This window comes from Paraburkholderia sp. RL17-337-BIB-A, assembly GCF_046025895.1.
In the GTDB taxonomy this organism is placed as follows: domain Bacteria; phylum Pseudomonadota; class Gammaproteobacteria; order Burkholderiales; family Burkholderiaceae; genus Paraburkholderia; species Paraburkholderia fungorum_C.
On record NZ_JARESY010000002.1, the window covers coordinates 1,691,141 to 1,709,928 of the forward strand.

Sequence of the window (18,788 nt, forward strand, 5' to 3'; positions counted from 1 at the left end):
CGGACATAACGAATGAGCAAGCTGCTCAAGTATCGATGCTGGAGATAACCGTTTATGGATAGTGTGAATGTGATTGCCGCACCTGCCCTCGAAAGCGCGCTCGTCCTGAGCGGACGGTTTCAGCGCTCATTGTCTTTCGACCTGGAGCGGCTCAAGGCTTACGAGAGCGTGCAGGCCACGCCGTTCGATCTGCGCTGCTACACGACGAATCGTTTCATCCGCAGCGTCCAGCCGTATCGCGGCGTGCGTCTGACGACCCTGATTCTGGAAGCGGGCCTGCCGAACTCCGAGCCCGTTGAGTTCAAGCGCACGGTGTTCGTGGCGGTGGGGCACGACGGCTATGCTGTGACGTTCTCGTGGCATGAACTATTCAATACGCCGGTCGGCGAGAACGTCCTGATTGCGTACGAATGCGGTGGTCGCGCGCTCGATGTTGAAGACGGCGTGCCGATTCTGTTTTCCGGGTCGGACATTCTGCCCGCGCCACGCCACGTCAAACGTCTCGCGCGTATCGAGGCGCATGTTTTGAAGCCTTTGGCGTAGGGGATTCGAGCGACAGGCGTAACATGGTCCGCTCTTCATCATCGCGTTGCCGCCATGTCTGACGAACCGCTTTCGCCTGCCGCGGATGTTGCTCCGCCGGGCGCCGAACCCTTGCTTACGGCGCTCGATGCGCAGGTTGCCGAACGCACGGCGGAGTGGCTGGCAGCGGCCACGAACGCGGCGTCGCCCGATACGCAATTGTTCGCGAGGCTAATTGCCGCACGCGACGTGCGTCACGAACTTGCCTTGCTTGGCTTGCCGCCGCAAGCCTGGCGCGCATTACTGAAACGGCATTTCGCACACGCGCCCGCGTCCGTGCTTGCGCCTCGGTCGGCGTTACCGCCCGTCGACGCCCGCGAACACGTGCTATTCGTCGAAACGCTGCACGCGCTGCTGCTGACGCATTCCAGCACCGCCGTCGATGCGAACGACGCCCAGTGTCTCGCCTCGATCATCGCTCACGCGTGCCTGCGGCCGGACCACCTGTGGCGCGACCTCGGCCTCGCGAGCCGTGAAGAAGTCACATGGATGCTGACGCGTTATTTCCCGACGCTCGTCGTGCTGAACGTCGGCAATCTGCGCTGGAAGAAATTCCTTGCCCAGCAACGCGCGCTTTCTGTCGGCCTCGAGCCCGGCCCGGCGCCCGGTTGCCCGGGCTGCGAAGACTACGGGCATTGCTTCCCGAACGGCCACTAGAGCGCATGCCAGGATGGCAGCGCGAGGCGCTTCGTGTATGCTTTTGCGCATGGCTGATACCGCAAAAACCAAACCCAGACCGGCAACGAAATCCGCGAGGCCGCGCCCTGAAGTGCGCTTCAGAATGCGCATCCGCACCGGCGATTCGGTTGCGCTCGGACCCGGCAAAGTCGATCTGCTTGAAGCCGTGCGCGAATACGGCTCGATCTCGGCTGCGGCGCGCAGCCTCGACATGTCGTACCGGCGCGCATGGCTCCTGATCGACGAGCTGAACCGTTCGCTCAAGGCGCCCGCCACGCACTCGGAGCAGGGCGGTCAAAGCGGCGGTGGCTGTACGCTGACGCCGGTGGGCGAAAGCATCATCCGGCTCTACCGTGACGTGGAAGTCGAGGCGCAACGATGCTGCGCGAAACAGCTCGCCGAGCTGACAAGGCTGATTCGCTCCTGAGTGCTCAGCCGTGGCGCAGGCAAAACGCCGACGGCGGCGGATTGCCCAACTGGGCAAGATGCTCGGAGCGCAGGCGGCCCACCAACTCCACGAAGCTCGCCACGCTCGCCGTGCGCAATGGGTGATAGTCGATCTGATGGCGCTCGCACACCCGTTTGAGCGTACTCATCGAATCGTGATCGACGCAATCGACCGGAAACACGACGATATCCGCACCCGGCAACGCCGCGGCGAGCAGACCTTTGCGATCTTCCACGCCGCCGTCGTGCACCACGAAATCCCCTCCGGCCGCTTCCACCAGCCGCTTGAGCGCGGCGTTCGAGCCGGGCCGGCCGCCCACATACACAATCCGTTTGCCGCGTATGCCGTCGAGGCTGGCTTGGTGTACGCCCGCGCCATGGCCGGCCGCTGCATCCACGGTTGCGCGTTCCAGCGCATCGCATTCGCTTTGCACCCGCAAGAGCTGCGCCAATGCCTCATCGCGGCTCTTGCGTAATGCGAACGCCGCGCCTTGTTCCTGCTGCACGCGCTGTTCCGCCGCCTCGCGACGGCTCGTGTGCAGCGCCAGCCGCTGGTCGGTGTCGGCCAGCTTGTCGCGCAGCCTGGCTACCTCGGCTTCGAGATCGCCGGGATCCGTCGGCGTCTGGCGCGTGGCCAAGGCGGTGAGCTGCGCGATCTGCTCGTTGAGCGCGGCGATCGATGCGTCGCGCTGCGTGCTGATCTCCTGCAAGCGGTTTTGCTGCCGCTCGATTTTCTCTTTCAACCCGGCGTTTTCCGCTTCGAGCGCGACCAGCCTGCGGATGTCCGCGCGATTTGCCGCGCCGACCAGGTGCGACAGCATGTGCAATTCGCCGAACGCTTTCTGGCGCACCTGCAAGGTCGCGCACGGATGCGTCATCAAAGCCCAGTAGGCAGGCGGGATGTCGCCGCTTTTCAGCGCTTCGTCCCAGAGCTTGAGCAACTCGACCTCGTCGGCGGCTTTGTCGAAACGGCGGATCGCCGCGGCATAGTGCTCGTCGAGCAATTTGTGCAGCGCTTTGGCGCCTGCGTTGCCATTGATCGCGAGTTCCACGGCCGAGTGGTGAATCTCCAGGTCGCTCGCGTCGTGGCGATCGAGGCTGGTGAATTTAGGCACCAGCTTGCGCAGTTCGTGCGTGCTGAGACAGGTGCCGATGATCGAACAATGCAGTTGACCATCGAGTTCCGCGAGGCGCGCACGCCGTTTGGCGTTCGAAAACGACGCCTTGGCGGGGGTGCAGCACGGGTCGGCCGCCTGCAGGCCGGCGCGGGCAGGCTCGTCACCGGACAGTTTGAGGCGCGAGGGCTGGGCGAGACGAAACGGCGGCGTGTGCATGAGGACCTCGAATCCGGTTCTGGCGTCAGGCTGACTGAACGAGCGGGCTGGACGCGCTCGCCATCGGCATATTACTGGCGATATATTCGAAAGGATATAACGATGAGCGAAAGAAAACGTTCATGTGCGGCAATGACGCATTAATCGTTGGGGCGGACGAGCGTGGCCGCAACGCGCGACTGTGATTTGCGCCTGGTGGCAGGAGCGGTAGGAGCAGAAGCAGCGGTAGTGCGGCCTGCGGCGCGCCGGACGACGGCCGTCTGCGAGTCGGATGCTGCCCGCGCATGCTGCTCCAGAACATGCCCGACGCACAGGCCGATGAATGCCGCGTCGAGTCGTTCGAGTTCCGCCACCACCTTGCGTAACGCCGCCAGGTCGTTGCTGGACGCGTCCGAGAAAATCGCGTCGCGAAGCTGCTCGGCTGAACGCGCTTCTTCGATCGAGGTTTTCAGATCGCGCAAACGGACGAAAGCGGCCGCCTTGGCCTGTTCGGCGAGGATCGACAGCAACTGGTTCAATGAGTGCGAGCCTAAGGTGCCGACCGATGCGAAGTTCAGCTGGTCGTCCGTCAACATCAGCACGAAGCGCTGCACGCTGCCGTAAAGGCGCCGGTAAGCGTCGACCACATCGCGGATCAACTCGGCGCGGCCGCGTTCAGACGCCGACTTCACCGCGACGATGGTCGACGAAAGCCCATTCGGGAGGCGCCCCGCCGGGTCGGACAATGTGGATCGCGAGGTGGCTCGCGCTGTGGATCGCGAGGGGGATCGACTAGGCACTGCTGCTGGCTCCTGCTTGCTTGTTTTGCTTCGTCGTGCGCGATTGACGGGCGTGCCACCGAGCTCCACGAAGCATACCGTGATATTCGACAGGATATAACGAAAGACGCCGCGCGTGTAGCGCAGGCGGTTTTACCTGCTTCGCGCGAACTCGAGAAACGCCCGCACGGCGGGCGCCCGTTCGAACTTTCGATAGGCAAGGGCGATTTCCGAGGCGATGGATTTGCCGGCGATGTTTCGGTAGACGACGCCCGGCAAGGCGATGCAATCGGCCAGCGTATGGGGTACGACCGCCACATTGCCGCCTAGCGATACGCAGGCCAGCACCGCCGCGAGCGTGCCGGGACGAGATCCGAGCCGCGGCGAAAAGCGCCCGCGCCGTGCAACTTCGAAGGTGCCGGCTTCCTGTTCCGGCAGCACGAAACATTGATCGCGCAGTTGGGACGGCTTGATGTCCGGCGAGCCGGCCAGGGCGGAGCTTGCCGGCAGCGCGAGAACGAACGTATCGCGGTGCACGGTGATTGCCTGAATACCGTCGACGAGCGGCATTGGCGGGCGCACATAGGCGGCGTCGAGCAGGCCGTCACGCAGCATGTCGGCTGCGCTGTCCATTGGCACCTCGCGAATCGAAATGTCGACGCCCGGATACCTGGCGCGAAAGCCGCTGACCGCCGCTTGCAAGACGCCCGCATAGGCAGCCGAAGCAACGTAACCGACTTCGATCCTGCCCAACTCGCCGCGCTCGGCGAGAATCGCGCGTTCTTCGCCGCGCGCGAGGTGGTCGAGCGCGCTGAGCGCTTCAGCGAGGTAGGCGCTGCCTGCCGCGCTCAACACTACCGACCGCTTGGTGCGATGGAAGAGCCGTACGCCGAGCAGCCGTTCCGCTTCCTGAATCAGCTTGGTCAGCGTTGGGGCAGCGATGTCCAATTCATCCGCGGCGCGGGAGAAGTGCAGATGCTTTGCGACGCAAACGAACGCGTGGATATGGCGGAGTTCGAGTTTTCGCACGGTCATCAGTATTGCCACCAGAGCTAATTATTTTGTGATTCTATGCTAATGACAGGTAATAGACGCTTCGCTACCATCGAATCACTTCGATTCGACTCCACCTGCCCGTATGCCATCCCCGTCCGGCCGTCCGACACCGCCCGCGCAGCCCTCCGGCTCCAAAGACCCAAAGGGCTTAAAACCCGTCAACCCCGCATTCGTGCTGGCCACCGCATCGGCGACCTGTGCGCTGATCGTTCTCGATACCAACGTCGTGGCCGTCTCCCTGCCGTCGATTGCACGCTCGTTTCACGCGAGTTTCGCCGATGTCGAATGGGTGGTCAGCGCGTACATGGTCGCGTTCGCGTCGTGTCTGCTGCCCGCGGGCGGTCTCGCCGACCGCGTCGGCCGCAAGCGGATGCTGCTGCTCGGGCTCGCGGTGTTCTTCCTGGCGTCGCTGGGCTGCGGAGTGGCGCCATCGGCGGCCATGCTGAACGTGGCGCGCGCGGTCAAGGGCGTCGGCGCCGCGATGCTGCTCACCGCGGCGCTTGCCGTGATCGCCAATACGTTTCACGAAGGGCCCGCACGCGTACGCGCATGGGCCGTGTGGGGCACCTGCATGGGCCTTGCGACGACGGTGGCGCCGCTCGTCGGCGGTGTGATTACTCAATGGCTCGGCTGGCGCTGGATCTTCCTGCTCAATCTGCCCGTGTGCGCCGTGCTCGCGTGGTGCGCGTCACGCTCGATTCGCGAGTCGAGGAATCCTCACCCCGGCCCACTCGATGCCGCCGGCAGCATGCTGTTCGGCCTTGCGCTCGCGCTCGGCATCTGGGCGCTGATCGAGGTGCCGGCCGACGGGCTTGCGAGCTGGCCCACCGGTGCAAGACTCGCTGCATGCGTGCTGCTGCTTGCCGCCTTCGTTCAGGTGCAACGCTCGCGAGCCCATGCGATGGTCGACCTTGCGCTGTTCCGCCAGCCGCGCTTTGTCGCCGCCGTGCTCGCGATGTTCGGCTACGCCGCTTGCGCCCAGGTGATGATGACGTTTTTGCCGCTCTATCTGCAGAACGCGTTCGGCCTGTCGGCGGTGATGGCTGGCGTCGGCATGCTGCCGTTCGCGCTGGCGATGGTGCTCGGGCCGTACATCGGCGCGGCGCTGGCGAGGCGGATGTCAGGCATGGCGTTGCTGTCGAGCGGGCTGTTGCTGATCGCGGCCGGCAATCTGCTGACGGCGCTGGTCGCCGGCAACGCACGCTATGCGCTGGTGGCGCTCGGCATGGTCGTGACCGGACTGGGCGCGGGCATCATGAATGGCGATACGCAGAAGGCCATCATGGCGTGCGTGCCGCCTGATCGAACCGGCATGGCGTCCGGTATCAGCACGACGACGCGCTTCACGGCCATCGTTACCTCAGTGGGTGTGCTGGGCGCGGTGCTCGCGGCCCGCACCCACGCCGCGTTCGTCGCCGCCACGCAGATGACGCCTGATATCGGCAGCGCGCTCGACGCGGGTTTCATGTCGCGCGTGCTGGCTGGCGATACGGCGCAAGCCGCCGCGCAGCTGCCGCCGGCGCTGCGGGTTATATTGATGTCGGCCGCGCACGCGAGCTTTGCCAGTGGCTTTGCCGCGGCGCTTTATCTGGCTGGCGCAATGGCGGTGTCGATTGCGGCGGGCATCTGGCTGTTGGGTCGCAAGGGCGAAGCTGTACGGGTGAGTGGGGTTGCCTCGAACGGTTAGGGAGGCGATCGCGCCATGCAGCGCGCAATCCGGCTGCAGGCGAGAAAGGGCCTCGACCTCTATCGACGCCGCCAGCGTCGTGCGTAACCGGTCGGTTCGGCGCCCCAGGCCCAGCCTTGCCATGAGCCGGGCAGTTGAGGCAGTATTTCGTGACATGGAAAAGCGAGGAATGCTATGTCTGTAGTGGATGCTTCATGGGAAACATGGTTGAGCGGCAACGTAGCGCGCGGATGCAGCATCGACTCGATGATCGACGCGATGGTGCAAGCCGGGTTTGCAACCGATGCCGCGCGCGCGGCGGTGCACAAAGCGTTCGGCAGGGATCCGGCGGAAGCGGCGGCCCCCGCGCTCGCAGCGACCGAGGCCGCGCTGATAAAAGCCGCGCCGCAAACGTACCAGTACGACGAGTCGCCGGTTGCGCGCGGCAATGTGATCCGCGCGCACGATCGCGATGTCCACGTGTTGATGCGCTGCGAGCGGCCGCAAGTGATCGTGTTCGCGGATGTGTTGTCGCCGGACGAATGCAACGAGATGATCGAACGCTCGCGTCATCGGCTGAAACGCTCGACCACGGTCAACCCCGTCACCGGCAAGGAAGACGTGATCCGCAACCGCACCAGCGAGGGCATCTGGTACCAGCGCGGCGAAGACGCGTTCATCGAACAGATGGAGCGGCGCATATCGAGTCTGATGAACTGGCCGGTTGAAAACGGCGAGGGGCTGCAGATTCTGCACTACGGCACAAGCGGCGAATATCGCCCACACTTCGACTATTTCCCGCCCGATCAGGCCGGCAGCGCAGTGCATACCGCCCAAGGCGGCCAGCGGGTGGCGACCCTAGTGATCTATCTGAACGACGTGTCCGACGGTGGCGAAACGATTTTCCCGGAAGCGGGTCTGTCGGTCGCCGCGAAACAAGGGGGTGCCGTCTATTTCCGCTATATGAACGGCCAGCGTCAACTCGATCCGCTGACGTTGCACGGCGGCGAGCCGGTACTCGGCGGCGACAAATGGATCATGACGAAGTGGATGCGCGAGCGGGCCTACGGCTGACAGTCGCCTGGGCATGCCGCGGGCGGAAAGAACGCGTTCCTGCCCACCCGCGACACACGCTATTCTGCCGCGTGAGGCGCGGCGGTTTTTCCAGGCGCGCCGGCCGACAGTTGTTTGAATGCGCCGCGCGCGCTGACATACCCCATGCGCATGATCATCAGGCCGATCGCGGCATCTGCCACGTGATCGAGCATCGGCATACCGGCTATGCGGCCGGCCACCCCCAAGCCGTGGTGTTCTAATTCGGTATCAGCACATCGAACTGCCGCACGGCAGGAGCACCGCGGCCGGCGAACGGAGACATCTCGCCCGCTCAAGAACAGTTGAGCGAGAAGTTTCTCGGATGGTGATGCCTCAAATCTGACATTGAATCAGTTTTAGCGTCGGCCGGGCTAAAGCCGCGCTCCAGGTGATTGTTCAACCAGGTTTTCACGGCATCATTTACGACAGGCATACGTCTTCTTATCCCACATCCAGAGTTCGCTGGCTCAGCACATGCAGACCGGGCACGCGGTCAATCGAGCGAGGCAGACTAAAAGCAAAGGATGATAGGTGGCCATCCCGTCTCAATTCACATGCCAATTCGGAAACGGCTGTTTTGGTGGAAGCGATGGTGGGCGCCGGCTTCGAGCCGGAACTCGCGCGAGCCACGGTGAATGCTTCGTTCAATGCCGCCGAGGCAGTACACGCCGCCGTTGCTGACGCGCCATGCGGTATCGAGGCGGCAGCGAGCGAATACCGCTACGATCCGGTGCCGCTCGCCGCGGGCAATGTGATTCGTGCCTATGATCGCGACGTCAAGCTGTTGATGCGCTGCGAACGGCCGCAGATCGTCGCGTTTGCCGATGTGATGTCGGATGAGGAATGCGATGAGATGATCGAGCGGTCATGTCTCCACTTGTTCCGATCAAGCAATTGAAGGATGCGGCGCCGGTTGGGCGCCGCCGTTTCAACTCCGCTGCAAATTCTGTCATCCAGCTCGCTTCGCGTTCAGCTCTTCGCCGGGTCTTCGGTGCCGCGCGAACCGCCACCGACGCTTTGGCCGGCGTCGTGCGCGAGGCCCATGTAGCCGATCACCGAGATCAGCGTCAGCACGCCGGCAAACAGAAACGCCAGGCGGAAGTCGTCGAGTGTGAAAGCGCGGCCGGTCGTCTCGCCGTTGAAGAACGCAGCGGCGCGCAGCGACACGGCGCCGAAGGCGATCCCCAGGCCGAGCGTCATCTGTGCCGCCGCGCTCCACAGCGTGCTGGCCGCGCTCATCTGCGGCTGGGCAACGTCGGCGTAGGCGAGGGTGGCAAGCGTCGAGAATTGCATCGAACGCGCCACGCCGTAGACGAAGACGACCAACAGGACCAGCACGAGCGGTACGTGCGGCGTCAACAGCCCGCATGCAATGATGAAGATGCCGGCCAGCGTCACGTCGACAATCGACACCATCCGGAAACCGTAACGCTGCAAAATGCGCGTGGTCAACGCCTTCATGCCGAGGTTGCCCACCGCGCTCGCGAGCAGCAGCAAGCCCGATTTGAACGCGGACAAACCGAAGCCGATCTGGAACAGCAGCGGCATCAGATAGGGCACCGCGCCAATGCCGATACGCGTGAACGATCCTGTCACCACGGTCACGGAAAAGGTCGGAATCTTCAGCGTGGATACGTCGATCAGCGGGTGCGGATGCCGCTTTGCATGCTGGAACGCCACCACGCCGGCCAGCAAGCCGCCCACAATGAACGCCGCGGCAATCCACGGATTCTCGCCAGGCTGGCTCGCCAGTTCGGCGCCGTACAGGATCGCGGTCAACGTGACGCCGCTCAGCAGCAGGCCCACGAGGTCGAGCGGCTTGCGTTCACTCCCGCGCAGGTTCGGCACCATGACGAGTGCAATCGCCATTGCCGCCAGGCCGAACGGCACGTTCAGCAGAAAAATCCATCGCCATGACGCATAAGTCGTGATGAAACCGCCGATCGGCGGACCGACCACCGGCGCGGCGATCGCCGGCCAGGTAATGGTCGAGATGGCCTGCATCATGCGGCTCTTCTCGGTGCTGCGGACCACGACCAGACGGCCCACCGGCACCATCAATGCGCCGCCGATGCCTTGCAGGAGCCGTGCCGCGGTGAACTCGGTGACGTTCTGCGATAACCCGCACAACACCGAAGCCACCGTGAAAACGCCGATTGCGCTGAAGAACACGGTGCGTGAGCCGCAGCGGTCGGCGACCCAGCCGCTCGCCGGAATGAAAATCGCCAGCGCCAGCATGTAAGCCGTCATGCCGAGGCTCAGGCTGTTCGGGCCGACACCGAACGAATGCGCCATCTGCGGTAGTGCAGTGGCGATCACCGTGGTGTCGAGGTACTCCATGAAGAAGGTGGCCGCCACGATATACGGCAGCCAGCCGACGTGTGAATTGCGTGTGCCGCCAGCCGTCATTGCACTGCCCTCATTGCAGCGCGCGTGGATCCGTTGGGGCCTTTAACGTGCCGGGCTGTACCGCGATATTGTGTTGACTTCATATTCTTGCGACGACCTTTCGAAAACGTATTTCCGGCATCCGGATATACACGAGCGGGGAGATGGCGGCCCATACGGTAACGTACCGGTAGAACCGCTAGCCTTGAATCGTAACGCAACAAATTCGGTTGTACCCCCGGGAATCGCAGTGGAAAGCGCATACAGCAAGCCCGCGGCGAGGGCGCGGATGCGCGCCGGTCGCGCTGGTGCCCTATTCAGGTTGTTATGGATTTGCGCGCCGTCTCGTGCTGTCTATATGGCTCAATCCTTCGCCGCGTACTCGCGGTCGAGCTTGTCGTACAGCGGCTTGTTGACGAGCCGTTGCCGCTCGCTGAACGGCGCGACGAGCGTCGCGTCTTCATCGAGGCGGCCATTGCTCTTCAGCGTGCCGAGCGCGCGCTGCATGCCGAGCACCGCGCCTTGCAGCGCCGCGTTCGCGTACAGGACGATGCCGTAGCCGAGCTTGGCAAGCGCTTCACGCGATTGCACGGGCGTCTTGCCGCCGATCACGATGTTGATCAATTGCGGCGTATCGAACAGCGACGGCAAACGTTCGATATCGGCGAGCGATTCGGTCGCCTCGATAAACAGAATGTCGGCGCCGGCTTCGATGAAACGATGGCCGCGCTCGATCGCGTCTTCGATACCATGGACCGCGGCCGAATCGGTGCGCGCCATGATCTGCAGATTGCCGTCTTCGCGGGCATCCACAGCGGCGCGGATCTTGCCGACCATCTCGCTCGCGCTGACCACTTCCTTGCCGGAGAAGTGGCCGCATTTCTTCGGCATGATCTGATCTTCAAACTGGATCAAGTCGGCGCCGCTGCGCTCCAGCACGCGTACGGTCTGGCGTACATTCAGTGCGTTGCCAAAGCCGGTGTCAGCATCGACGATCAGCGGCAGCGCGACCGCGTCGCGAATCCGCGCGCAATGCTCGGCGACTTCGGCAAGACCGATGAAGCCGAGATCGGGCAGCCCGAGCGACATGTTAGTGACGCCCGCGCCCGTGATGTAGATCGCTTCGAAGCCGGCGTCTTCAATCACGCGCGCGCTCATTGCGTTGAAGGCGCCCGGCACGAGCAGGCCCTGGCGCTGGTTGACTTTGGCGCGGAAGGCGGCGCGGCGGTTGGCGGATGTGCTCATGAGGTTGTCTCCAGAGAGGAAAGTAGATATAGAACGCCGAGATGATTTGGCAGGAAGCATGCCATTTGCCGACTTCTTGGGTTTGTGTCGAGTAATCAACAGGTTCGGTTGAGACGGAGCGTTGCCGCGATTCATGGCAGAATGATGGCATGTTCCGTGAAACGTTTCATGGAACGTTTCAACTACGGACGGAGCGTCGCAGTGTCCACTTTCACGTCATCGCTTGCGAATTCTAATTCTGGCCGCCCCGGCGTCGCCCTGGTCAGTATCAGCCGATTGCAATCGCTTTGCGAGGCGGTCGCGCCGCGTTATACCGGACGGGCCAGGTTCTTTTCAGTCCGCGAGGGCTATGGCGCCGCTGTTACGGCCCTGCAGGCATATGTCGACGCCGGCTCGGTGGATGTCGTGCTGGCAGCCGGCTCGAACGGTGCCTACCTGCGCGACAATCTGAACGTGCCGGTGGTCATGGTCAAGGTGAACGGCTTCGACGTGCTGAGCGCGATCACCCGCACCACGACGGCCTGGCCTGGCGCGCAGATCGGCCTTGTCCTGCACGAAACCATCTCGCACGAACTCGCCGACCTGAGCGCATGGCTGAATGTCGGCCTGAAACAGCGCGCCTACCGCTCGATCGACGAAGTGCGGCTCGCCGTCGGCAACCTCGCGGCCGAAGGCTGCAGCGTGATCATCGGCCCCGGCATGGCCTGCGATTTCGCCCAGCAGGCCGGTCTGGAGAGTGTCTTTCTGTACTCGCTGGGCGCCGTCGAAGAAGCATTCGAGCGCTCGGTCGAGCTGGCGCGCGTGAGCCGCCAGAAGGAATCGAAGCGGGTTCGCCTGAATACGATCGTCGCCCATCTGCGCGATGGCGTGGCCGCCTTTGACGACGCCGGCCAGCTCGAGGCAGTCAATCCGGCGATGCTCGATCTGCTCGGCCTCGACCGCGAACAGGACGTCCCGGCGCAATTGACACGCGCCGTCGGCCCGTTGTTGCGCGAGACGCTCGAGCATGACATGCCGGTCGAAGAGCGTATCGAGCAGATTGGCGGCCGCGCGCTGATCGTCAACTGTGTGCCGATCGTCGAGCAGGGTCTGCGCTCGGGCTCGGTGGTCACGGTGCAGGACGCGCTGGTCGCGCAGCGGATCGACCGCTCGCTGCGTACCAGCCAGCGGCCGAAGCATCTGGTCGCGCGGCACCAGCTGGACGATCTGGTGGGCAATTCGGCGGCGCTCGAGCGGGTGCGGCGGCTCGCGCGTGCCGGCGCGGCGCACGATGCCACCGTGCTGTTGAGCGGCGAAAGCGGCACCGGCAAGGAACTGGTCGCGCAGGGCATCCACAATGCCAGCCGGCGCCGCGGTAATCCGTTTGTCGCCTTCAATTGCGCGGCGTTGCCCGAAGGCCTGATCGAAAGCGAATTGTTCGGCCATGAGGAAGGTGCGTTCACCGGCGCGCGCCGGGGCGGCAAGCCTGGCCTCTTCGAGATTGCCCACACCGGGACGATCTTTCTCGATGAAATCGGCGAGATGCCGGCGGCGCTGCAAAGCCGGCTGCTGCGGGTATTGCAGGAGCGCGAAGTCATGAAGCTCGGCTCCGGGCGGGCAACCCCCATCGACGTGCGGGTGATCGCCGCCACGCATCGCGATCTGCACGCGCTGGTCGAGCAGGGCGTGTTTCGCGCGGATCTGTATTTTCGTTTGAACCTGCTTCAGATAGAATTGCCGCCGCTACGCGAAAGACGTGACGATGTCGGGCCGCTTGCGCGGCACCTGTTGAACCGCAGCGCGCTCCAATACGGGCTGTCGGGTGCCACGCTAGAGCGGGTGCTGGCGTTCCTCGCGCCGTTGTTCGAGCAGTATGCGTGGCCGGGCAATGTGCGGGAGCTGGAAAATCTGCTGGCGCGTGCCGCGATTTATCTGGGCGATTCGGGCGGGGAAGACTGGCAGGATCTGCAGGCGGTCTTTCCGGAATTCGGCCGGATGCAGCAGGCACAGGCTTTGAAAGTGCCAGATGCAGTGGCCCATACCGCTGACCTGGCAGTTCGCACGCCACCCACCCGTGAGGACGCGCTACACGCGCTCGAACAGGCCGGCGGCAATCGCGCTGCAGCAAGCCGGGCGCTGGGAATCGGCCGCACGACCCTCTGGCGGCTCATGAAGGACTGACGCAGCGCAATAGTCACTGGTCAGACAATAAATAGCGCCAGACTATCAGCGTTATTGAAACACTCTGCTTTACCTATCAAGCGCTGTCTGACATACTGACTCCACTTTCCAACCACTTCGAAAGAGGACTCAGTAAATGCCGATCATCAATAGTCAAGTCAAACCGTTCAAGGCACAGGCTTATCACAATGGCGATTTCCAGACCGTCACTGAAGAAAGCCTGAAGGGCAAGTGGTCGGTTTTTGTTTTCTACCCGGCTGACTTCACGTTTGTTTGCCCGACCGAACTGGGTGACCTGGCCGATCGTTACGACGAATTCAAGAAGCTCGGCGTCGAAATCTACAGCGTGTCGACCGATACGCACTTCACGCACAAGGCATGGCACGACACGTCGGATACGATCCAGAAGATCAAGTACCCGATGATCGCTGACCCGACCCTGGCAATCTCGCGCAACTTTGACGTGCTGATCGAAGAAGAAGGTCTGGCACTGCGCGGCACGTTCGTGATCAATCCGGAAGGCGAGATCAAGCTGGCCGAAATTCACGACAACGGCATTGGCCGTGACGCTGGTGAATTGCTGCGCAAGGTGCAAGCTGCGCAATACATCGCGGCTCACCCGGGTGAAGTTTGCCCCGCCAAGTGGACGCCGGGCGCTGATACGCTGACCCCGTCGCTCGACCTGATCGGCAAGATCTAAGGTCCAAAAGCCTCTAGCAGTAAGCGCCTCACGGCGCACCGCCGTGCGGACCGCTTTTTACAGCGGTTCGCGCGTCCCCGGGCTGCGCGCCTCCTATCTGGTGCGTGCGGCGCCCGGGGCCCAATACCCTCGCCACGGAATCGAAAGCCATGCTGGACGCCAGTCTCAAGACTCAGTTGAAAACCTACCTCGAAAAGGTTAGCAGGCCTATCGAGATCGTCGCCTCGCTCGACGACAGCGCGAAATCCCGGGAACTGCTGGCATTGCTGAACGATATCGCAACGTTGTCGGAACGCGTCACCGTGATCGAACGCCGTGACGACGCGCAACGCAAACCGTCGTTCTCGATCGGCGAGCCGGGCAAGGAAACGGGCATCCGTTTCGCCGGCATTCCGATGGGGCATGAATTCACGTCGCTCGTCCTCGCGCTTTTGCAGGTCGGCGGCCATCCGGTCAAACTCGAAGATGCGGTGATCGAACAGATCCGCAGTCTCGACGGCGACTATCAGTTCGAAACGTATTTTTCGCTGTCATGCCAGAACTGCCCGGAAGTCGTCCAGGCACTGAACGTGATGGCGCTGATCAACCCGCGCATCCGCCACGTGGCGATCGACGGCGCGTTGTTCCAGAACGAAGTCGAAGCGCGCCAGATCATGGCGGTACCGACCATGTTCATGAACGGCGAAGTGTTCGGCCAGGGTCGCAGCGGCGTGAAGGAAATCCTCGCGAAGCTCGACACCAACGCCGGGGCCCGTGCGGCCAAGGAACTGGAAAAGAAGCCGGTGTTCGATACGCTGATCGTCGGCGGCGGACCTGCGGGCGCGGCTGCGGCGATTTACTCGGCGCGCAAGGGGATTGCCACGGGTGTCGTGGCGGAACGCTTCGGCGGCCAGGTCCTCGACACACTGGCGATCGAGAACTTTGTCTCCGTGACGGAAACCGAAGGACCGAAGTTCGCCATGGCGCTCGAACAGCACGTAAAGAGCTACGAAGTCGACATCATGGACGTGCAGCGCGCTGAAGCGCTGATCCCGGGCCGCATCAACGAAGTGCGTCTGGCAAACGGCGCTGTGCTCAAGGCCAAGACGATCATTCTGGCCACGGGCGCCCGCTGGCGCGAAATCAACGTGCCGGGCGAGCGCGAATACCGTAACCACGGCGTGGCGTACTGCCCGCATTGCGATGGTCCGCTGTTCAAGGGTAAGCGCGTTGCGGTGATCGGCGGCGGCAACTCGGGCGTGGAAGCGGCAATCGACCTCGCGGGTATCGTGCGTGAAGTGACGCTGTTCGAATTCGGCGCACAACTGCGTGCTGACGAAGTGCTGCAACGTAAGCTGCGCAGCCTCGCCAATGTGACGATCGTCACGCAGGCACAAACCACGGAAATCACCGGCGACGGCAAGAAGGTCAACGGTCTGGTCTACAAGGACCTGCGTTCGGGCGAAACGAAGAGCATCGAGCTTGAGGGCGTGTTCGTGCAGATCGGTCTCGTGCCGAACACCGAATGGTTGAAGGGCACGGTCGAGTTGTCGAAGCACGGCGAGATCGTTGTCGATGCACGCGGCGCAACCTCGGTGCCGGGCGTGTTCGCCGCCGGCGACGTGACCACCGTGCCGTTCAAGCAGATCGTGATTGCCGTGGGCGAGGGCGCGAAGGCATCGCTCTCCGCGTTTGATCACCTGATCCGCAATAGCGACGCGGACGAAGTGGTGAGCGAAGCAGAGGCTGAAGCGACAGTTTGATGATTTTGTTTGAGTAGTGGACGGCGGCCTTCGGGCCGCCTTTTTTTGTTCAGAGCGCTCCGTATTGATGCGGATCTTGCTGTTTCGGCCGGGCTCACGCTGGCGCCGGTCGCCTGCGGTCATTTCTTCGTCGAACACAATCGTGGACATCATGTGCGTGTGGCGACGCCGCCGGATCCGGCGAGTGCGCGCTACGGCGAATCGTTCTGGGGTTTTCTGCCACGCACGGTATTCGGCAGCATCGCCTCGGCGTGGCGCCTCGAAAAGCAGCGGCTCGAACGCCTCGGCAAATCGCCCTGGACATGGCGCAATGAAATCCTGCACGGGCGGGCCATGATCGTCGTGCTGTGGGGCGCGATGATCGCGCTGTTCGGCAAGACGGTGATTCCGTTTCTGCTGATTCAGGCGGCGTATGGCGCCTCGCTGCTCGAGGTGGTCGACTATCTGGAGCACTATGGGCTCGGTCGCAAGCAACTCGCGAGTGGCCGTTATGAGCGCTGCCAGCCGCAGCATTCGTGGAACAGCAATCGCATCGTGACCAATCTGTTTGTGTGTATCAGTTGCAACGTCACGCCGATCATCATGCGAATCCGACGCGCTCTTACCAGGCGCTGCGCCATTTCGACGGCGCGCCGCAATTGCCCTCTGGTTACGCGACGATGATCATCTCGCGTATGTGCCGCCACTCTGGTTTCGTGTGATGAACGCACGCGTGGTCGCGCACTATCAAGGCGATATGGCGCAGTCGAATATCCGGCCGGCAATTCGTGAACGCGTGTTGGCGCAGTTCGCCGGCTAGTACGGATTGCTTCATGCGCGGGCGACGAGAATGACTGCGTCTTTCTGGTTTTCAAATAGCGTATAGCGCACGATTTTTCTCTGTAGGTCAGCAAGGGTGCGGCTCGCCGCAAGACTTCGCGGCGAGCCGCACTTGAGCCGGCCAGATCGATCGACAGGATCAAGCCGCTTAAGCCCACAACTCCGACATTTCGATGTTACGCAAATCGAACACCAACACCTCCGCGTCGTGACCTTGCGTGAAGGTCAGAGCTTCCTCGCCGCGGACCCGTGCGCCGTCGCCTTCACCAAGTTCGACACCGTTCACCGTGACGCTGCCGCGCGCCACATGAATATAAGCATAGCGATTGCTGGCCAGCTCGAGGCGCGCAGTTTCGTCACCGTCGAAAAGACCGGCATAGACCCGCGCATCCTGTTGCAGCATCAGCGAGTCTTGCGCGCCGTCCGGTGACATCACGAGGCGCAATACGCCGCGCTTCTGATCCGCGCCAAAGTGGCGTTGCTGATAACGCGGCGCGGTGCCTTTCTGCGCCGGCGCAATCCAGATTTGCATGAAGTGCACCGGGTCGCTCTTCGAATGGTTGTATTCGCTGTGCGCGACGCCGGTTCCTGCGCTCATCAACTGGATGTCGCCAGGCACGATCACCGAGCCGGTGCCCATTGTGTCCTTATGCTCGAGCGCGCCTTCCAGCACGTACGAAAAAATCTCCATGTCACGGTGCGGGTGTTTGCCGAAACCTTGCGCCGGTGCGACACGGTCGTCGTTGATCACGAGCAGGTCGGAAAAGCCGTTCTGCTTCGGATCGTGATAGTTCGCGAAGGAAAACGTATGACGCGAACTGAGCCAGCCGTGCTCCGCGCGGCCGCGTTGATTGGCGTGTCTGATATCGAGCATCGTATTTCTCCTTGGGTTCCGTTGTGCGATCCGGCCAGAGGTTTGTCCGCGATCCATGAGTGACAGTTTAGGTCAATCTGAATGCGTATAATCTTTGGATAAATGGAAACACTGTCTCGTCGGAGTGGACAATACGATGCAAATCGATGATGTGCGGATCTTTGTCGCCACGGTCGACGCCCGTAACTTCACCGCCGCAGCGAAGCGGCTAGCGCTGTCGAAGCAATTCGTCAGCCGGCGCGTGATGGCGCTCGAAGAGGCGCTTGGCGTGCAACTGCTGATCCGCAATACGCGCAAGCTGGCCGTGACCGAACTCGGTCAGGAGTTTTACGAGCGTGCCAAACGAATCCTCAGCGAAGTGGAAGACGCCGAGCAGGCAATGTCGTTGCGTCGCGCCGGGCCGCGTGGGCTGTTGCGGGTCAGTGCGCCGATGTCGTTCGGGATGATGCATCTATCGCCGTTGGTGGCGAACTTTTTGCGTGAGCATGGCGATGTGCGCTTCGATATGGAGTTGAGCGATCGCACCGTCGACGTGGTGGGCGAGGGGTTCGATATGGCAATCCGGATCGGCACGTTGCCGGATTCCACGCTGATCGCGCAGAAACTTGTCGATGTCAGAATGGTGGCGTGTTGTAGTCCGGGGTATGTGCGGCGGCGTGGAGCGCCTCGTCATCCTGCTGAGCTGGCGCGGCATTCGTGTCTGTTGTATGGGCATGGTGGGGTGGTGAGTTGGGATTTTGTTGTTGATGGTGTTTCGAAAGGGTTTGAAGTGGAGGGGCCGCTGCGGGCTAATAATGGGGAGTTGATCCGCGATGCGGCAGTGGCGGGGTTGGGGATTGTTCGGCTTCCTGATTTTATTGTTTCTGATGCGCTGAGTGGCGGTCAGCTTGTGACTGTGTTGGAGGAGTTTTTGCCGATGCCGGTTACGGTTTATGCGGTTTATCCGCAGCATCGGCAGAGTTCTGTCGCGGTGCGGGTTTTTGTGGAGTTTTTGAGGGAGGGGTTGAGGGGGAGGTTGATGGTTTGATTTTTTTTTTGCCTGTGCGGCGCTTGTTGTCTGTTTGCCTATGGGGTTGGCCTTTCCTTGATTTGTTAGTGGTCTATTAGTGTTGCCCCTGTGCGGGGCGGCACTTACTTCTCTTTGCCGGCCGCAAAGAGAAGTAAGCAAGAGAAAGCGGCTCACACCGCCAGCTCAGAAGCGGGTCCCCCGCGCAGTCGCGGTAGTGGTGCATCTGGAATCTGTG

17 protein-coding genes and 1 pseudogene are annotated in these 18,788 nt (G+C 62.5%); 11 read left to right on the forward strand and 7 right to left on the reverse strand.

The genetic code is table 11. The features are described 5' to 3' along the window. Nucleotides 1–54 precede the first annotated feature (54 nt). From P0D84_RS28450 to P0D84_RS28460, 3 genes are read left to right on the forward strand one after another with little or no spacing between them, the layout of a single operon-like run. Nucleotides 55–543 carry a molybdopterin-dependent oxidoreductase gene (locus P0D84_RS28450; protein WP_408342104.1) on the forward strand — a complete coding sequence of 163 codons (489 nt, stop codon included), beginning with the start codon at nt 55–57 and terminating at the stop codon, nt 541–543. Nucleotides 544–597: 54 nt separating this feature from the next. After that, complete coding sequence (locus tag P0D84_RS28455; protein WP_408342106.1) at nt 598–1,239, forward strand: nitrogen fixation protein NifQ; 642 nt, start codon at nt 598–600, stop codon at nt 1,237–1,239. A gap of 37 nt (nt 1,240–1,276) precedes the next feature. Further along, the gene (locus P0D84_RS28460; protein ID WP_408342108.1) at nt 1,277–1,687 is read left to right on the forward strand and encodes a winged helix-turn-helix domain-containing protein; all 411 of its coding nucleotides are present in this window, start codon (nt 1,277–1,279) and stop codon (nt 1,685–1,687) included. A 4-nt stretch (nt 1,688–1,691) separates the two neighbouring features. Here P0D84_RS28460 and P0D84_RS28465 read toward each other — a convergent pair whose 3' ends face one another. From P0D84_RS28465 to P0D84_RS28475, 3 genes are all read right to left on the reverse strand, one after another. Continuing rightward, complete coding sequence (locus P0D84_RS28465) at nt 1,692–3,041, reverse strand: DUF2325 domain-containing protein (protein ID WP_408342110.1); 1,350 nt, start codon at nt 3,039–3,041, stop codon at nt 1,692–1,694. 140 nt (nt 3,042–3,181) lie between these two features. Next, nucleotides 3,182–3,766 carry a hypothetical protein gene (locus P0D84_RS28470; protein WP_408342112.1) on the reverse strand — a complete coding sequence of 195 codons (585 nt, stop codon included), beginning with the start codon at nt 3,764–3,766 and terminating at the stop codon, nt 3,182–3,184. A 186-nt stretch (nt 3,767–3,952) separates the two neighbouring features. Then, on the reverse strand, nt 3,953–4,828 hold the full coding sequence (locus P0D84_RS28475; protein WP_408346080.1) for a LysR family transcriptional regulator: 876 nt from the start codon (nt 4,826–4,828) through the stop codon (nt 3,953–3,955). A 109-nt stretch (nt 4,829–4,937) separates the two neighbouring features. On the opposite strand from P0D84_RS28475, the gene P0D84_RS28480 reads away from it, so the two are divergent. Both P0D84_RS28480 and P0D84_RS28485 read left to right on the forward strand, forming a co-directional pair. Further along, on the forward strand, nt 4,938–6,542 hold the full coding sequence (locus P0D84_RS28480) for an MFS transporter (RefSeq protein WP_408342114.1): 1,605 nt from the start codon (nt 4,938–4,940) through the stop codon (nt 6,540–6,542). Between the two features lie 174 nt (nt 6,543–6,716). After that, nucleotides 6,717–7,595 (forward strand): 2OG-Fe(II) oxygenase, encoded by an 879-nt coding sequence (locus P0D84_RS28485; RefSeq protein WP_408342116.1) that lies wholly within the window; start codon nt 6,717–6,719, stop codon nt 7,593–7,595. 59 nt (nt 7,596–7,654) lie between these two features. Here the strand turns inward: P0D84_RS28485 and P0D84_RS28490 are convergent, their stop codons facing one another. Then, nucleotides 7,655–7,795 (reverse strand): hypothetical protein, encoded by a 141-nt coding sequence (locus P0D84_RS28490; protein WP_408342118.1) that lies wholly within the window; start codon nt 7,793–7,795, stop codon nt 7,655–7,657. A 401-nt stretch (nt 7,796–8,196) separates the two neighbouring features. Here P0D84_RS28490 and P0D84_RS28495 point away from each other — a divergent pair, with 401 nt between their 5' ends. Next, nucleotides 8,197–8,514 (forward strand): hypothetical protein, encoded by a 318-nt coding sequence (locus P0D84_RS28495; RefSeq protein ID WP_408342120.1) that lies wholly within the window; start codon nt 8,197–8,199, stop codon nt 8,512–8,514. 71 nt (nt 8,515–8,585) lie between these two features. Here P0D84_RS28495 and P0D84_RS28500 read toward each other — a convergent pair whose 3' ends face one another. Continuing rightward, a complete protein-coding gene (locus P0D84_RS28500) occupies nt 8,586–10,025 on the reverse strand; it encodes an MFS transporter (RefSeq protein ID WP_408342122.1) in 1,440 nt (479 codons plus the stop codon). Between the two features lie 342 nt (nt 10,026–10,367). Continuing rightward, a complete protein-coding gene (locus tag P0D84_RS28505) occupies nt 10,368–11,249 on the reverse strand; it encodes an isocitrate lyase/PEP mutase family protein (protein ID WP_408342124.1) in 882 nt (293 codons plus the stop codon). A gap of 201 nt (nt 11,250–11,450) precedes the next feature. Here P0D84_RS28505 and prpR point away from each other — a divergent pair, with 201 nt between their 5' ends. The 4 genes and pseudogenes from prpR to P0D84_RS28525 all read left to right on the forward strand — a co-directional run. After that, a complete protein-coding gene (gene prpR / locus P0D84_RS28510) occupies nt 11,451–13,409 on the forward strand; it encodes a propionate catabolism operon regulatory protein PrpR (RefSeq protein WP_408342126.1) in 1,959 nt (652 codons plus the stop codon). Between the two features lie 136 nt (nt 13,410–13,545). After that, complete coding sequence (gene ahpC / locus P0D84_RS28515) at nt 13,546–14,109, forward strand: alkyl hydroperoxide reductase subunit C (RefSeq protein ID WP_408342128.1); 564 nt, start codon at nt 13,546–13,548, stop codon at nt 14,107–14,109. Nucleotides 14,110–14,258: 149 nt separating this feature from the next. Next, nucleotides 14,259–15,851, forward strand: a complete 1,593-nt coding sequence (gene ahpF / locus P0D84_RS28520) for an alkyl hydroperoxide reductase subunit F (protein WP_408342130.1) — start codon at nt 14,259–14,261, stop codon at nt 15,849–15,851. 87 nt (nt 15,852–15,938) lie between these two features. Then, a pseudogene (locus tag P0D84_RS28525) lies at nt 15,939–16,650 on the forward strand (alkane 1-monooxygenase); the annotation flags it as partial. A 168-nt stretch (nt 16,651–16,818) separates the two neighbouring features. On the opposite strand, the gene P0D84_RS28530 reads toward P0D84_RS28525, so the two are convergent. Then, nucleotides 16,819–17,544 (reverse strand): pirin family protein, encoded by a 726-nt coding sequence (locus P0D84_RS28530; protein WP_408342132.1) that lies wholly within the window; start codon nt 17,542–17,544, stop codon nt 16,819–16,821. A gap of 136 nt (nt 17,545–17,680) precedes the next feature. On the opposite strand from P0D84_RS28530, the gene P0D84_RS28535 reads away from it, so the two are divergent. Next, complete coding sequence (locus P0D84_RS28535) at nt 17,681–18,571, forward strand: LysR family transcriptional regulator (protein ID WP_408342134.1); 891 nt, start codon at nt 17,681–17,683, stop codon at nt 18,569–18,571. The last annotated feature ends 217 nt before the right edge of the window (nt 18,572–18,788 follow it).

Coding starts and splice junctions, on each gene's coding strand:
- P0D84_RS28460 (WP_408342108.1), top strand. CDS start 1,277: ATGCTTTTGCGCATGGCTGATACCGCAAAAACCAAACCCAGACCGGCA.
- P0D84_RS28490 (WP_408342118.1), bottom strand. CDS start 7,795: ATGCCGATGCTCGATCACGTGGCAGATGCCGCGATCGGCCTGATGATC.
- ahpC (WP_408342128.1), top strand. CDS start 13,546: ATGCCGATCATCAATAGTCAAGTCAAACCGTTCAAGGCACAGGCTTAT.
- P0D84_RS28480 (WP_408342114.1), top strand. CDS start 4,938: ATGCCATCCCCGTCCGGCCGTCCGACACCGCCCGCGCAGCCCTCCGGC.
- P0D84_RS28500 (WP_408342122.1), bottom strand. CDS start 10,025: ATGACGGCTGGCGGCACACGCAATTCACACGTCGGCTGGCTGCCGTAT.
- P0D84_RS28455 (WP_408342106.1), top strand. CDS start 598: ATGTCTGACGAACCGCTTTCGCCTGCCGCGGATGTTGCTCCGCCGGGC.
- P0D84_RS28535 (WP_408342134.1), top strand. CDS start 17,681: ATGCAAATCGATGATGTGCGGATCTTTGTCGCCACGGTCGACGCCCGT.
- P0D84_RS28450 (WP_408342104.1), top strand. CDS start 55: ATGGATAGTGTGAATGTGATTGCCGCACCTGCCCTCGAAAGCGCGCTC.
- P0D84_RS28485 (WP_408342116.1), top strand. CDS start 6,717: ATGTCTGTAGTGGATGCTTCATGGGAAACATGGTTGAGCGGCAACGTA.
- P0D84_RS28505 (WP_408342124.1), bottom strand. CDS start 11,249: ATGAGCACATCCGCCAACCGCCGCGCCGCCTTCCGCGCCAAAGTCAAC.
- P0D84_RS28530 (WP_408342132.1), bottom strand. CDS start 17,544: ATGCTCGATATCAGACACGCCAATCAACGCGGCCGCGCGGAGCACGGC.
- ahpF (WP_408342130.1), top strand. CDS start 14,259: ATGCTGGACGCCAGTCTCAAGACTCAGTTGAAAACCTACCTCGAAAAG.
- P0D84_RS28465 (WP_408342110.1), bottom strand. CDS start 3,041: ATGCACACGCCGCCGTTTCGTCTCGCCCAGCCCTCGCGCCTCAAACTG.